This is a genomic window from Parathalassolituus penaei, assembly GCF_026626885.1.
Lineage (GTDB): Bacteria > Pseudomonadota > Gammaproteobacteria > Pseudomonadales > Oceanobacteraceae > Oceanobacter > Oceanobacter penaei.
In genome coordinates, this window is the sequence record NZ_JAPNOA010000016.1 from 254789 (window position 1) to 269633 (window position 14845).

The following is a 14845-nucleotide window of genomic DNA, read 5'->3' on the forward strand; positions in this document are numbered from 1 at the left end:
TTGTCTGCTGCTAATCGGTCTGGCGATCAGCGCAACAAGCCGAATGTCATGACTTCCAGCAGGGAATGACGGTCAACCTGAGCCAGACCACTGGACTGGAATTCACCATCTTTCATCTGTGGATGATCCGGGTAGTTGATTGCCAGCAGTTCCAATGCCTTGTCAGCCTCCGGTTTCATGTTGAGTTCCTGATAGGCCTCAACCATGATGGCCAGTGCATCAGCAACGGCTGGTGTGCGCTGGTAGTGTTCCAGCACGTTTTCACAACGGTTGGCGGCCGCCAGAAAGGCGTGACGTTTCATGTAGTAACGAGCAATTTCCACATCGTGGGATGCCAGGCGCTGACGCAAGTACACCATGCGGGCACGGGCGTCCGCCACGTACGGGCTGTTCGGATAACGTTTCAGCAACTCAGCGAAGTGGTTAAAGGCGTCACGCAGAGGTGTGACATCACGACGGGCGTTGCCCTGGTTGACGCGACGCTCAACCATCGAGAAACCCATTTCATAGGTCGCCAGCGCGCGCATGTAGTAGGCGTAGTCGACTTTTTCATGCAGCGGGTTAAGGCGGATAAAACGTTCGGTATCCGCTAAAACGGCTTCCATATCAGACATCTGGAAGTGGGCGTAGATCAGTTCCAGCTGAGCCTGCTCGGCGTAGCGACCAAACGGATAGCGGGATTCCAGTTCCTGCAGTTTTTCAACGGCAGACATGTAACTTTCATCATCCAGAGCCTCACGGGCCTGCTGGTAGTATTCCTGTTCTGTCAGTTCAGTCTTTTCAGGATTATTTGAACAAGCGGACAGAATCAGGGGCAGGGCAAGCAACAGCCAGCGGCGTATCATGGAGCGCATTCCTGTTTGTGGATATACTTCGCGGAAACGCGGTATTAAAGCACAGTCGTCCGGTTGTCCCAAGAAGCCGACGGCAGTTCGTATCCGTACGCCCGCTCATTTCCGGACTTAACCAGATTCCCTATGACCACCCAGATCCAGAAAACTCTCCAGGTTCCTTATGAACATGGCAATAAACGCTTTGACCAGGTTGCGGCCATTGTTTTCCCTGAATATTCGCGCTCGCGCCTGCAACAATGGATCAAGGATGGTCTGCTGACGGTTGATGGCAAGGTATGGCGCGGCCGCGACAAGCTGGTCGGCGGCGAAACCCTTGCGCTGAATGCCGAGCTGACACCAGAAGGTGACTGGCAGCCAGAAGCCATCGAACTCGATGTGGTGTTCGAAGACGAACACATTCTGGTCATCAACAAACCGGCTGGTCTGGTGGTGCACCCGGCGGCCGGTAACCATGATGGCACTCTGCTGAATGGTCTGTTGCATCATTGCCCGGAGCTGGTGAACATTCCGCGCGCCGGTATTGTGCACCGTCTCGACAAGGACACCACCGGTCTGATGGTGGTGGCCAAAACCCTGCAAGCCCAGGCCAACCTGGTGGGGCAGCTGCAAGACCGCACCATGGGCCGTGAATACGAAGCCGTGGTGCAAGGCCAGATGACCGGTGGTGGCAAGGTTGATCAGCCGATTGGTCGCCATGGCACCCAGCGTACCAAAATGGCCGTTAACCCGATGGGTAAGGAAGCGATTACCAACTATCGCGTTCTGAAGAAATTCGGCACTCATACCCATATCCGTTGCAAGCTGGAAACCGGCCGTACCCACCAGATTCGTGTGCACATGTCACACATCGGTTATCCGCTGGTGGGCGATGCCACCTACGCTGGCCGTACTCGTCTGGTTCGTGGCATTGGCCCGGAGCTGCGCAACCTCCTGCAAACCTTCCCGCGTCAGGCGCTGCATGCCAAGGCACTGGCCTTGTGGCATCCGGTGGATGGTGACTGGCTGGAGTGGGAAGTGGATCTGCCGGAAGACATGATTCACCTGCTCGACGTACTGGGGCGTGATGGCCGTGAAGAAGATCAGGATTACTGATTGGCAATTGCCCGCCGGCGTGCGGGCACTGGTAACGACCCGTGACGGTGGATTTTCCAGCGGGTCGTATGCCGGACTGAATCTGGGGGATCACGTTGGTGATGATCCGCTCACGGTGGCGCGTAATCGTCAGCAGCTGTTGCAGGAATTACCAGGTGTCACCGCGATCCAGTGGTTGCAGCAGGTGCACGGTGTGGATGTGGTAGAAGCCTGTGGTGGACCTGTGCGTCTGACCGCCGATGCCAGCACCACCCGTCAGACCGGTCTGGCCTGTGCGATTCTGACTGCAGACTGTCTACCGGTGTTATTTGCCAGTCTGGATGGCCAGCAGGTAGCAGCTGCACATGCGGGCTGGCGCGGATTGGCGGCCGGTGTGTTGCTGAACACACTGGCGCGCTTTCCGGATCCCTCGCAGGTGACGGCTTATATTGGCCCGGCGATTGGCCCGGATGCTTTTGAAGTCGGACCGGAAGTGCGTGCGGCCTTTGCTGGAGCACCGGACAGCTGTTTCCGGGCGGGGCGAGGGGATCGTCTGATGGCGGATCTGCCAGCGATTGCCCGCTGGCAGCTGCTATCGGCCGGTGTCAGTCTGGTGGCTGGTGGAACGGACTGTACCTTCAGCGATCCTGAACGCTTCTATTCCTATCGCCGGGATCGCTTCTGTGGTCGTCAGGCAACGCTTATCTGGCGCGAAAACGGTCTCTGATTGTCGCGCCTGACACTTATGGCTGACAGTATTGTTTGATGATCTTGTCGGCCTTGGTGTTTTCTTCAGCCCGCTCGGCATCCGTCAGTGGGCGCATACTGCCATCCGGACGGGTGTAACGACGGTTGAAGTTGGAAGCCAGAGTCTGTTTGTAATCCCGGCCCTGCTTGCAGTACTTGTCGGCATCTTCTGTCGAAACACTGCCTTTCATTTCCGTATCTTTTTCAGTGGGTTTATCGGCGGCTGGTGCATTCTTGTTGGCAGCACCCGGAGCCGGTGTTGCTGGTGGCAAGGCTTTGATGTCATAGTTTTCCGCCTGTTTGAGTTTTTCGACCGGCGGGTTGGAACTGAAGTGAACCTGACCGTTTTCATCGGTCCAGCGATATACCTGGGCAGCATTCAGAGTGGCTGGCAGCAGGCTGGCCAGCAGGGCCAGAGCCGACAGGGAGCGGACAAGGATTTGAACTGGGCGTTGACGCAACTGCATGAACATTGGCGTTTACCTGATGGCGAAAGCTGGGAAACCGGGTGGACGTGTGTGCGCTAACCGGCGGGTCCGTCCGTTGAATGCGAGAGTGGGAAAATCTGTTCCTGAAGTCAAGGAACTGCGACACTCTGTGATACCCGCATCTGGCAGTCATCAAGCCTTCTGAAGTCCCCGACGGGTGGTACTTCATATAGACAAAATAAGCGGTGGTGATAAAATCGCCGGGTTTCTTCCGGGTATTGAAGCCTCACCATCCCTGATGGCTCCCTGGAAGATTTTGGTCCCTGGTACGGTTATCCTCCGATCCAGTTCCGACTTGTGGTTTTCGACCAGGCCACAAGACTCCGATGAGCAACTACAAGTTATTCATCCACCCCAGGCTTCTCCCTGTCAACGTCGATAGCGGAGCGGGCCATTATTCATTCAATTTTCAGTCATGCTCGTTATTGAGCCTGTGCAAGAGGATAGTACGGTGGAATTACTTTCCGGCGGAGAAATGTTGGTTCGTGCGTTGCACGAAGCAGGCGTTGAATACATTTATGGTTACCCGGGCGGCTCGCTGCTGCACGTGTACGATGCCCTGTACAGACAAAGTGCCGTGAAACACGTACTGGTCCGTCACGAGCAGGCCGCTGCTCACATGGCAGATGGTTACGCCCGTGCGACCGGTAAACCCGGCGTAGTGATGGTGACCTCAGGCCCTGGTGCTACCAATACCATTACCGGTATTGCTACCGCCTTTACTGACTCCATCCCGATGGTCATTATTTCTGGTCAGGTAATGAGCCATCTGGTGGGCGATGACGCCTTCCAGGAAACCGACATGCTGGGTGTGTCTCGCCCGGTTGTTAAACACAGCTTCAGCGTTCGCCGTCCGGAAGAAATCCCGGAACTGGTGGCCAAGGCTTTTTATATCGCCAGCACTGGCCGTCCAGGTCCGGTTCTGATCGATATTCCAAAAGACATGACCATGCCGAATGAGCGTTACGAATACGCTTATCCGAAGAAGGTCAAACTGCGTTCTTACACTCCACCTCAGCGCGGTCACTCCGGTCAGATCAAGAAAGCCGTTGAGTTGCTGCTGAAAGCCAAACGTCCGGTGATTTACTCCGGCGGTGGTGTGGTCATTGATGGCAGCTCCGACAAGCTGCGCGCTCTGGTTGATCGTCTGAACTTCCCATGCACCAGCACCCTGATGGGTCTGGGCGCGTATCCGGGTACTGCTGACCGCTTCCTGGGTATGCTGGGTATGCACGGTACTTACGAAGCCAACATGGTTATGCATCACTCTGATGTGATTCTGGCCGTGGGTGCCCGTTTTGACGACCGTGTAACCAACGCAACCAGCAAGTTCTGCCCGGATGCCAAGATCATCCACATCGACATTGATCCGTCTTCTATTTCCAAGACCATCACCGCTGATGTGCCAATCGTTGGCCCGGTTGGTACTGTTCTGGACGAAATGATGGCGTTGCTGGATGAAGCCGGTGAAGTGCCGGATGCCGATGCGATCAGTGCCTGGTGGAAGCAGATCAACGAATGGCGTCCACGTCACGGCATGCGTTTCGACAAGAACGAAAACGGCCTGATGAAACCTCAGGAAGTGATTGAAGCCATGTGGGCGGCCACCAACGGTGACGCGTACGTGACGTCTGACGTAGGCCAGCACCAGATGTTTGCGGCCCAGTACTACAAGTTTGACAAGCCAAACCGCTGGATCAACTCCGGTGGTCTGGGCACCATGGGCTTCGGCTTCCCTGCCGCCATGGGTATCAAGCTGAATTTTCCGGATCACCACGTTGTGTGTGTTACCGGTGAAGGATCTATCCAGATGAACATCCAGGAAATGTCTACCTGTCTGCAATACGGCATTCCTGTGAAGATCCTGTGTCTGAACAACGGCTCTCTGGGCATGGTGCGTCAGTGGCAGGACATGAACTATGAAGGCCGTCACTCGCACTCCTACATGGAATCCCTGCCGGATTTCGTGAAGCTGGCTGAGGCTTATGGCCACGTGGGTATTCAGGTCAAGACTCGTGATGAGCTGCCGCAGGCACTGGAAGACGCCCTGGTGAAATACAAGGATCGTCTGGTGTTCCTGGATGTGGCAGTTGACCCTGAAGAACACGTTTATCCAATGCAGGTGCCACAGGGCTCCATGCGCGATATGTGGCTGAGCAAGACGGAGCGTACCTGATCATGAGACACATCATTTCTATTCTGCTGGAAAACGAACCGGGCGCGCTCTCCCGAGTAGTGGGTCTGTTCGCCCAGCGTGGTTACAACATCGAAACCCTGACCGTGGCTCCAACGGAAGACGCGACCCTGTCCCGTCTGACCATGACCACTCACGGTGACGACCGCAAGATCGAGCAGATCACCAAGCAGCTGAACAAGCTGATCGAAGTGGTCAAGCTGGTGGACCTGTCCGAAGGTCAGCACATCGAGCGTGAGCTGATGCTGATCAAGGTGAAGGCCGTGGGTGCCCAGCGTGCCGAGATCAAGCGTACCGCGGATATCTTCCGTGGCCAGATCGTTGATGTGTCGCCAAACGTGTATACCATCCAGTTGACCGGCGCGACCGACAAACTGGAAGCCTTTATCGAGGCAATTGGTCCGGGTTCCGTACTGGAAACCGTCCGTACTGGTGTATCCGGTATTTCCCGCGGCGAAAAAATTCTGAGCCTGTAAGGTTCGGATTTCGCGGAAGTAAAAAGGGCAGCCTGGCTGCCCTTTTTTATTGGGCTGTTTTTATCATCCCGGTATGTTGTGTGGCGGATGTTATGATCCGTTGCTGGCGTTTTTCCGGTTTCACATGTCGTGGATTGGATGATGGCCGTTGGTGTGAGTGAGTATCCTGCAACCATTATGATCAGTCGTTATCCGGTGCCAGCGGCACCTTGCCATACCAGTCTGGAAATCAAACGCAGCCGTTTTCTGACCTTTGTCGAGCGGGCGTCCAGTCGCGACGATGCCGAGGCGTTTCTGCACTCGGTACGTGCCCGTTTTCCCGATGCTGGCCATGTTTGCTGGGCCTATATCGCTGGTGCACCGGATACCACCGTCAAATCCATGAGTGACGACGGCGAACCGTCTGGCACCGCCGGACGTCCGATGCTGAATGCCTTGCAACACAGCGGTCTGGGCGAAATTGTGGTGGCGGTGGTGCGTTATTTTGGTGGCATCAAACTCGGCACCGGTGGGTTGCAGCGGGCTTATGCCGATGCGGTGTTACAGGCGCTGGCGGAGTTAAGTACCCGGGAGCGAGTGCCCCGTGTGGCGGCTGGTATTTGTTTTGATTACGCCCTGGAATCAACCGTGCGCAACCTGATGGAAGGTTACGACATTGAACTGGTGGATACCGGCTGGGACCAGCAAGTCAGTATGCAGCTGCAGATTGCGGCGGAAGTGGCTGACGAGTTTCTGCAACGCCTGTCCGACCGTTGTGCCGGACAGGTGCTGATTAAACGGGAAAACCCGTAGCCTGTGTTGGCTGATGGCGTGGGAATTATTCCCAGCGCACATCCGTCGCCAGCATATACCCCATGCCGTACACGGTTTTGATTAACCGCGGCGACTTCGGATTTTCCTCGAGTTTTTTGCGGATGCGCGACATCCGTACATCAATACTGCGGTCAAACGCATCATCCTGCTGCCGTAACAGCTGATCGCGGCTGAGAATCTGTTTCGGGCTTTGTAACAGCTGCAGCAGCAGTTCGGCCTCTCCGGCACTCAGAACCGCTTCTTCACCGCTGTCGCGAGTCAGGGTCAGGGTGGCGCTGTCAAAACACCAGTGCTCAAAGCGGGCGATGCTGCGGCCTTTTTCACCGGGGCTGTAAATTGTGGATTTGGGCTGGCTGTTCTTGTCGAGACGACGGATCACACTGCTGACCCTGGCCACCAGTTCACGCGGATCAAAGGGTTTGCTGATGTAGTCATCGGCCCCCAGTTCCAGGCCTAACACCCGATCGGGAAGACTGTCACGTCCCGACAGGATCATCACGCCAATATTGGCCTGGGCCGTCAGTTGGCGCACTAGCTCCAGACCGTCCATATCGGGCAGACCGAGATCAACAATACAAACGCGTGGCATCTGGTTCAGCGCCGCCAGTAATTGGGCGCCGGTACGAAAATATCGAACCCGGTAACCGTAACGTTCCAGTTCAAGACTGACCAGTCGGGCGATATCGGCATCGTCCTCAACCAGATAGATCAGCTCCTGGGCACTCATAACGGGGTATTCCTCCGGTGGGCAGCTTTCATCAGGGCCGCAGCCAGCTGGCTACGGTCGAATGGTTTTCTTAATAATGGCTGATCGCCGCTTTGCAATTCCTGTCCGGAGTCATACCCCGTCATCAGCAGGACAACAGCATCCGGCATGCGCTGGCGTACCAGCCGCGCCAGACTGCGGCCATTAATCGACCCCGGCATCATCACATCGGTGATCACCCCGGTCAGGCGTGGTGGGGCCTGTTCGGGGTTGTCATTGGCCGATGGTTCGAGGGTGTCGAGCAGGAACAGGGCTTCATCACCGTCTTCGGCTTCCAGCACATGTACTCCCAGTCCGGTCAGTTGTTCGCGAACCACTGCCCGCACATCCGGGTCATCTTCAACCAGCAGAAACAGACCGCCGCCGAGGGAGAACTCCGGTGCCTGTGGCGAGTGAGTGGTATCAGCGCTTGAGGCTGCAAATGCTGGTAACAGCAGCTGTACCCTGGCGCCACCTTCGGCCTGATTTTCGAGGCGAATATAACCGGCGGACTGTTTTACAAAACCGTAGACCATGGATAACCCGAGGCCGGAATTGTTGCCACCGGTTTTGGTACTGAAAAAGGGCTCGAACGCCTGTTCCAGAGCATCGGCACTGAACCCCGTCCCGGTGTCGCTCACGCTGATTTCAATATAGACGCCGGGTTTTACCAGCTCATCCCAGCGCCGTGGGTGGTTGATTTCGGTCAGGCGTGCCGCAAAGTGGATCTCGCCGCCATCGACCATGGCATCGCGGGCATTAAGGCCAAGGTTAACCAGGGCGTTTTCCAGATAACCGGGATCAATATGCGCACGCATGCCTGCCAGAGCGGCATCGGCGTGGCAGCTGAGCTGATATTTCGACGGCATACTGCTTTCCAGCAGCTCGGTGACTTCCTGCATCAGGCGTTCGATGGCCACGGCTTCCGGTTGAAGTGGCTGGCGGCGCGAAAATGCCAGCAGGCGATGGGTAATGTCGGCACCACGACGGGCAGCACGTTCGGCGGGCGCCAGCAGACGTTCCAGCTCGGGATTGCTGCTGCCAAAACGCTCACGCGCCAGCAGCAGGTTACCGACAATAATCGACAACAGATTGTTGAAGTCGTGGGCGAGGCCACCGGTCAGCTGGCCCACGGCATTCATACGCTGGGCACGGGCGCTGGTGGCTAATAACTCATCGGTTCGTTGTTTGACCTTGGCATCGAGGCTTTCAATGCTGTTACGCAGACGTTGCACCATGGCGTCAAAGGATGACGCCAGAATGCCGATTTCGTCATCGCGTTTGATACCACTGCGGGCCGACAGATCACCGCTGCAGACCTTCAATGCCGTGGCTGCCAGCTGCTCCAGCGGGCGGGTAATACGGCTGACAAAAAAGCTCGAAATCAGCAGGGTGCCCAACATGGTGACGGCGGCAAGAATCATGATGCGGGTACTGAGCAGTTCCGAACTGCTCTGTAATTCATCCAGGTACACCGACGAACAGATATACCAGTCAAAACCGGCGATATAACGCACCAGCGACAGTTTGCCGTAGGCGTAATTGCCGGGGTCGTCGGGTTTGTCCCAGCGGTAATGCAACTCGCGGCCGGTATCAGCAACGTTCATCAGTTCCTGATAGATGGGTTTGCCGGTCACCGGGTTCTGATGGCGGGTAAAGGTCACACCATCGAGGTTGTTGTTGGGGTGAATGAGCATGTGGCCCGCAGAATCAAACACATACATGTAACCGGTTTTGGCAACCTTGATCTCCTGCAGCGCCTGGCGCAGGTCTGCAAGGGCCTGTTCCTTGCGCTGGCGTACCTCGTCTTCCAGGTCATCCAGATACACACCGGAACCAATCACCAGCCCCCACTCTGGGTAGTTGCGAATAAACGACACCTTGTCAAGTGGCTGTTCACCGTCGATGCGATTCCATTTGTAGTGGTAATACCCTTCGCCATCACGAATGGCCTGCTGCACCAGACCGGCCAGCACCGGGTTGCCCTGCTCATCACGGATTTCCTGCGGTGAGCCTCCATGGAAACGCGGGTCGGGGTGGGAGAGCACATTGGCGTTGTAGTCCATCACCCAGACGTAATCGCTGTTACCGAAGCTGAAGTCGCGCAGGTAGGAAAACGCGATCTGGCGCGCCTGTTCCATCGGCACACCGTTTTTTAACGCTTCCCGGAAGTGGGATTGCAGAAACACCTCGGCCAGATTCACCGCCATCTTCAGCTGGTTCTTGTGGTTGTCGAGGGATTGCTGGCGATATTGCTCAACCCCGGCATACATGCGGTTGGCAATTTCGAAGACGTTATTCAGCGCCAGCCGGCTCGAGTTGCGTTCAATCTCGAATACCTTCTGTTTGATCATCGGCACCGTGTACAGATACACGAATACGAATACCGCCAGCAGTATTCCCCGGATTATAAATGACAATTGTCGTGACAATCGTGCCTTGTGATTCAAATCGCGCTGCTGAAACATTTCGATACATTTGCGAAAAATTAGGGAAAAAGTGCCCCGTTACCTTGCTCATCATAACGATATATCGGAGCCAGTAATACTGTTGCGATAACGCAATAAAAAATATCTGTCTCCACGACCTTGGTCGTATGTCGTGACAATAAACAGCAAAGTCAGGCCATTAATGGCGGAACGGGAAATGAATAATAACTATATTCTCGAAACACAAAACCTGACCCGGGAATTTCGCGGCTTTACCGCCGTCGACAAGGTCAATCTGCAAATCCGGAACGGCGATATTCACGCGCTTATTGGCCCTAACGGGGCAGGGAAAACCACGGTGTTTAACCTGCTGACCTGTTATCTGCCGCCCAGCTCCGGAACCATTCTGTTTAACGGTCGCGACATTACCGGTATCGAGTCATCGGCGATTGCCCGTCAGGGGCTGGTACGTTCGTTCCAGATCTCGGCCGTGTTTCCGAATTTGACCGTACTGGAAAACGTTCGTATTGCGCTGCAACAGCGCGAGGGTAACAGCTTCCATTTCTGGAAATCCGAACGGGTGCTGAATCGTCTGAACCAGCGCGCCGAGGAGCTGCTGGATGAAGTCGGGCTGCTGTCGTTTGCGCGAGTGACCACCCGTGATTTGTCGTATGGCCGCAAACGGGCGCTGGAAATTGCCACCACGCTGGCGCTGGAGCCACAGATGATGCTGCTGGACGAACCGACCCAGGGCATGGGCCATGAAGACGTTGATCGTATTGCCGAGCTGATTCTGAAAGTCCGCAAGGGCCGCACCATCCTGATGGTGGAGCACAACCTCCATGTGGTGTCGAAGCTGGCAGACCGTATCACGGTGTTGCAACGCGGCGCGGTGCTGACCGAAGGTGACTACGCCACGGTATCGGCCGATCCACGGGTACGCGAGGCCTATCTGGGCGTTTCTGCCGAGGAGGCTGCAGCATGAACAATCCTGTTACCCAGCTGCCGACTCATACCCGTCCGCACAATATTCCGCTGCCACAGCAACAGCTGCACGACGAGCGTTTCCCTCATGGTGTTGGCGACGAAAAAATCCGTATCCGTGACCTTCACGCCTTTTATGGCGAGTCTCATGTTCTGCACGGTGTTGACCTGTATGTGAATCAGGGCGAGCTGGTCACGCTGCTGGGGCGCAACGGCGCCGGGCGTTCAACCACCCTGAAATCCATCATGAACATGGTGGGCCGCCGCACCGGCAGCATCATGATCAATGGCCGTGAAACCCTGGGCATGGCTGCCCACCAGATCGCCTGGCTGGGCCTCGGTTTCTGCCCGGAAGAGCGCGGCATTTTTGCCAGTCTCACCGTTGAAGAAAACCTGATGCTGCCGCCGGATGTGCGTTCCGACGGTATGCCGCTGGAGGAAATCTACAGCGTTTTCCCCAACCTCTACGAACGTCGTTACAGCCAGGGCACCCGCCTTTCCGGTGGTGAACAGCAGATGCTGGCGTTGGCCCGCATCATGCGCAGTGGCGCCAATATCCTGCTGCTCGACGAAATTACCGAAGGTCTGGCACCGGTGATTGTACGCAAGCTCGGTGAGGTGCTGGTTACCCTCAAGAATCGCGGACTCACCATTTTACTGGTGGAGCAGAATTTCCATTTTGCTGCGCCAATAGCTGACCGTCATTACGTGATGGATCACGGCCATATTGTTGAAGAAATAAGTCGGGAGGAATTGCCATCCCGACAGGAATACCTGAACAGCATGCTGGGTGTCTGATTGATATTCAGCCGCAAATGAGCACCAATAAAAATAACATCGAGGTTCATATGAAAAAGTCTGTTTTGACCACCGCACTGGCTCTGGCAACCCTGGCGGTTATGCCAGCCCAGGCCACCGGTATATCCGATGACAAGGTTCGTATCGGCGTACTGGCGGATATGGGTGGTCCTTACGGTGACCTGTGTGGCAAGAATTGTGTCGAAGCCGTAAAGATGGCCATTGAGGATTTTGGCGGCACGGTATTGGGCAAGCCGATTGATGTGGTATCGGCGGATGACCAGAACAAGCCGGACCTGGGTTCTGCCAAGGCACGTGAGTGGATCGAAAGTGAGCATGTGGATGCCATCAACGGCCTGGTGGCGTCTTCGGTGGTGGGAGCGGTGGCGCAGGTCGCCAATGCCGCTGAAAAACCGATCCTGATTTCCGGTGCCGGTTCCAACACCTTTACTACCACCAGTTGTTCACCGTTTAACGCCCACTGGACCTACGACGTGGTGTCGCTGGCCAAAGGCACCGTCAAGCCCATGCTGGATGCGGGCAAGAAGAAGTGGTTCTTCATCACCGCCGACTATGCCTTTGGTCATGCCCTCGAAAAAGTGGCCACCGGTATTATCGAAAGCAACGGCGGCACCGTGGTGGGGTCAGCCCGTGCGCCACTGGGCACCACGGACTACTCCTCGTTTGTGCTGCAGGCGATGTCATCCGGTGCTGATGCGGTGGCGCTGGCCAACGCTGGCAAGGACTTTGTGAACTCGCTGAAAGGTGCCACCGAATTTGGCCTGACCAAACAGGCGACCATGGTCGGCCTGCTGGTGTTTGCATCCGACACCAAGGCGATTGAAGCAGAAGTGATTGGTGATATGCGTCTGACCACCGGTTTCTACTGGGATCGTGACGACAACAGCCGCGCCTGGAGCCAGCGTTTTATGGAGCGTACCGGCGGTGCGATTCCAACCATGGCCCACGCGGGTGCTTACTCTTCAACGCTGCATTACCTGAACGCGGTGAAAGAAGCGGGTACGGATGAAGGCAAGGCGGTGATGGCGAAGATGAAAGCCATCAAGCCGGATGACATGTTTGCCCGTAATGCCACCCTGCGTGCCGACGGCCGTCTGGTGCACGACATGTATCAGGTACGGGTGAAAAAGGCTGATGAACGTAAAAACGCCAATGACCTTTACGAGATAGAACGGGTAATTCCGGGCGAGCAGGCCTTTGGTGAAATGATCCCTGAGTGTGATTTCAAGTAAGCGTGGTCAGCGTCGGGCGCCCAGCGTCCGACGCCATCAATAAGCAACTTTTGCCCCGAGCGGGGCTTACTTGAGGAACATCACATGGGTATCAACCTGTTTGCCCTGATGGGGCAGTTGCTGGTTGGCCTGATCAACGGGTCGTTTTACGCCCTGTTGGCGTTGGGTCTGGCCATTATTTTTGGCTTGTTGCGCATTATCAATTTTGCCCAGGGCGCAATGTATATGCTGGGAGCATTCTGTGCCTGGCTGGGTTTGCAGTATCTGAATATGAATTACTGGCTGGCGCTGATTGTGGTGCCGGTGGTGGTGGGGCTGGTTGGCATTCTGATGGAACGGTTTCTGGTGCGGCCAATCGCCCAACAGGATCACCTCTACAGTCTGCTGCTGACCTTTGGTATCGCCCTTATGCTGCAGGGCACGTTTAACCATCTGTTTGGTTCGTCGGGTCAGTCGTATGCCATTCCGGCGGCGCTGCAGGGCGGGTTTAACCTCGGTTTTATGTATCTGCCGATGTACCGCGGCTGGATCATTCTGGTGTCGCTGGTGGTGTGTTTTGGCGCCTGGTGGACGATTGAAAAGACCCGTCTGGGGGCTTATCTGCGCGCCGGGACCGAGAACCCGAAACTGCTGCAGGGCTTTGGCGTAAACGTGCCGCTGATGATCACCCTGACCTTTGGTTTTGGGGTGGGTCTGGCGGGGCTGGCCGGTGTGCTGGCAGCACCTGTGTATTCCGTTAGCGCCGATATGGGCTCAAACATCCTGATTGTGGTGTTTGCTATTGTGGTGATTGGCGGTATGGGTTCGATTGGTGGCGCGATCCTGACCGGGATTGGAATGGGCGTGGTGGAAGGACTGACCAAGTACTTTTATCCGGAAGCGTCCACGACCGTAATTTTTATGGTGATGGTGCTGGTGTTGTTGATGAAACCCGCCGGCCTGTTTGGCAAGGAGGCATAAGATGGCAAATCTGCTGCAATCCGACCGTTCGTTTTACACCACGGCAGGCATTCTGCTGGTGGGAGCCCTGTTGGCTCCGGCGCTGGTATATCCGGTGTTTCTGATGAAGTTCCTGTGTTTTGCCCTGTTCGCCTGTGCGTTCAACCTGATGTTGGGGTTTGTGGGCATGTTGTCGTTTGGCCACGCGGCGTTCCTGGCGACCGGGGGTTATGTCACCGGTTACCTGATGACGAATTTTGGCCTGACGCCGGAAATCGGCGTGGTACTGGGCATGCTGGCATCTGCACTGCTGGGCTGGGGTTTTGGGGCCTTGTCGGTCAAACGTGAAGGTATCTACTTTGCCATGGTGACCCTGGCGCTGGCCCAGCTGGTGTTCTTCTTTTATCTGCAAGCGCCGTTCACCGGCGGTGAAAACGGCATGCAGGGTATTCCTCGTGGTCAGCTGTTTGGTTTTATCAACCTCGGCGACAACCTCAACATGTACTACTTCGTGCTGGCGATTTTTGTAATCGGCTTTGCCCTGATTCACCGCACCGTGCATTCACCGTTTGGACAGGTGTTAAAGGCCATTCGTGAAAACGAAGCGCGTGCCACATCGCTGGGTTACGACGTGCGCCGTTACAAACTGATGGCGTTTGTAATCTCGGCGGCGATTGCCGGTCTGGCCGGTGCCACCAAGGCGCTGGTATTTGAACTGGAAAGCCTTACCGACGCCCACTGGCATATGTCGGGTGAAGTGGTGCTGATGACCCTGCTGGGCGGGATGGGAACCATCTGGGGGCCGGTGGTGGGAGCAGCCATAGTGATTGCAATTGCGACGATTTTTTCCGGCGGCGAGATGGGGAATTACATCCACATCATCATGGGCGCCATTTTTGTGGTGTGTGTTCTGGCGTTCCGGCGTGGTGTGGTGGGGGAATTCCGCCATTTCATGCAGCGTAATTTTCAGGCGGCCTTATCCACCGAGCGAACCTGACGGGCAGGCATACACATAAAGGACGCTGCCGGTACACACGGCAGCGCATTCGACACT

Annotated in this window: 15 protein-coding genes; 10 read left to right on the forward strand and 5 right to left on the reverse strand. The window is 56.0% G+C overall.

The window, feature by feature from the left end:
* Positions 1 to 26: 26 nt before the first annotated feature.
* Positions 27 to 845, reverse strand: coding sequence for an outer membrane protein assembly factor BamD (locus OUO13_RS04355; RefSeq protein WP_283172630.1), 819 nt, complete (start codon positions 843 to 845; stop codon positions 27 to 29).
* 132 nt (positions 846 to 977) lie between these two features.
* Between OUO13_RS04355 and rluD the strand changes: the two genes are divergently transcribed.
* Positions 978 to 1946 (forward strand): 23S rRNA pseudouridine(1911/1915/1917) synthase RluD, encoded by a 969-nt coding sequence (rluD, locus tag OUO13_RS04360; RefSeq protein ID WP_283172631.1) that lies wholly within the window; start codon positions 978 to 980, stop codon positions 1944 to 1946.
* Positions 1924 to 2652, forward strand: coding sequence for a peptidoglycan editing factor PgeF (pgeF, locus tag OUO13_RS04365; RefSeq protein WP_428982316.1), 729 nt, complete (start codon positions 1924 to 1926; stop codon positions 2650 to 2652). Before rluD ends, pgeF begins: the two co-directional genes overlap by 23 nt.
* Before the next feature lie 16 nt (positions 2653 to 2668).
* Here pgeF and OUO13_RS04370 read toward each other — a convergent pair whose 3' ends face one another.
* Positions 2669 to 3145 carry a DUF4124 domain-containing protein gene (locus tag OUO13_RS04370; protein ID WP_283172633.1) on the reverse strand — a complete coding sequence of 159 codons (477 nt, stop codon included), beginning with the start codon at positions 3143 to 3145 and terminating at the stop codon, positions 2669 to 2671.
* 466 nt (positions 3146 to 3611) lie between these two features.
* Here OUO13_RS04370 and OUO13_RS04375 point away from each other — a divergent pair, with 466 nt between their 5' ends.
* The 3 genes from OUO13_RS04375 (at position 3612) to OUO13_RS04385 (ending at position 6622) form a co-directional block, all read left to right on the forward strand.
* The gene (locus OUO13_RS04375) at positions 3612 to 5336 is read left to right on the forward strand and encodes an acetolactate synthase 3 large subunit (protein WP_283172634.1); all 1725 of its coding nucleotides are present in this window, start codon (positions 3612 to 3614) and stop codon (positions 5334 to 5336) included.
* 2 nt (positions 5337 to 5338) lie between these two features.
* On the forward strand, positions 5339 to 5830 hold the full coding sequence (gene ilvN / locus OUO13_RS04380) for an acetolactate synthase small subunit (protein ID WP_283172635.1): 492 nt from the start codon (positions 5339 to 5341) through the stop codon (positions 5828 to 5830).
* 138 nt (positions 5831 to 5968) lie between these two features.
* The gene (locus tag OUO13_RS04385) at positions 5969 to 6622 is read left to right on the forward strand and encodes a YigZ family protein (RefSeq protein ID WP_283172706.1); all 654 of its coding nucleotides are present in this window, start codon (positions 5969 to 5971) and stop codon (positions 6620 to 6622) included.
* Positions 6623 to 6647: 25 nt separating this feature from the next.
* On the opposite strand, the gene OUO13_RS04390 is transcribed toward OUO13_RS04385, so the two are convergent.
* The 3 genes from OUO13_RS04390 to OUO13_RS04400 are packed head-to-tail and all read right to left on the reverse strand — an operon-like array spanning position 6648 to position 9911.
* Entirely contained in the window at positions 6648 to 7370 is a 723-nt protein-coding gene (locus OUO13_RS04390; protein ID WP_283172636.1) for a response regulator transcription factor, read from the reverse strand.
* The gene (locus OUO13_RS04395) at positions 7367 to 9742 is read right to left on the reverse strand and encodes a cache domain-containing protein (RefSeq protein ID WP_283172637.1); all 2376 of its coding nucleotides are present in this window, start codon (positions 9740 to 9742) and stop codon (positions 7367 to 7369) included. The genes OUO13_RS04390 and OUO13_RS04395 overlap by 4 nt, the downstream gene beginning before the upstream one ends.
* Positions 9714 to 9911, reverse strand: coding sequence for a hypothetical protein (locus OUO13_RS04400; protein WP_283172638.1), 198 nt, complete (start codon positions 9909 to 9911; stop codon positions 9714 to 9716). The genes OUO13_RS04395 and OUO13_RS04400 overlap by 29 nt, the downstream gene beginning before the upstream one ends.
* A 123-nt stretch (positions 9912 to 10034) precedes the next feature.
* Between OUO13_RS04400 and OUO13_RS04405 the strand changes: the two genes are divergently transcribed.
* The 5 genes from OUO13_RS04405 to OUO13_RS04425 all read left to right on the forward strand — a co-directional run bounded on the left by OUO13_RS04405 (position 10035) and on the right by OUO13_RS04425 (position 14788).
* Entirely contained in the window at positions 10035 to 10802 is a 768-nt protein-coding gene (locus OUO13_RS04405) for an ABC transporter ATP-binding protein (RefSeq protein ID WP_283172639.1), read from the forward strand.
* Positions 10799 to 11599 carry an ABC transporter ATP-binding protein gene (locus OUO13_RS04410; protein ID WP_283172640.1) on the forward strand — a complete coding sequence of 267 codons (801 nt, stop codon included), beginning with the start codon at positions 10799 to 10801 and terminating at the stop codon, positions 11597 to 11599. The genes OUO13_RS04405 and OUO13_RS04410 overlap by 4 nt, the downstream gene beginning before the upstream one ends.
* Positions 11600 to 11649: 50 nt before the next feature.
* Positions 11650 to 12852, forward strand: coding sequence for an ABC transporter substrate-binding protein (locus tag OUO13_RS04415; RefSeq protein ID WP_283172641.1), 1203 nt, complete (start codon positions 11650 to 11652; stop codon positions 12850 to 12852).
* Between the two features lie 84 nt (positions 12853 to 12936).
* Entirely contained in the window at positions 12937 to 13812 is an 876-nt protein-coding gene (locus tag OUO13_RS04420; protein ID WP_283172642.1) for a branched-chain amino acid ABC transporter permease, read from the forward strand.
* A 1-nt stretch (position 13813) separates the two neighbouring features.
* Positions 13814 to 14788, forward strand: coding sequence for a branched-chain amino acid ABC transporter permease (locus tag OUO13_RS04425; RefSeq protein WP_283172643.1), 975 nt, complete (start codon positions 13814 to 13816; stop codon positions 14786 to 14788).
* Positions 14789 to 14845 lie beyond the last annotated feature (57 nt).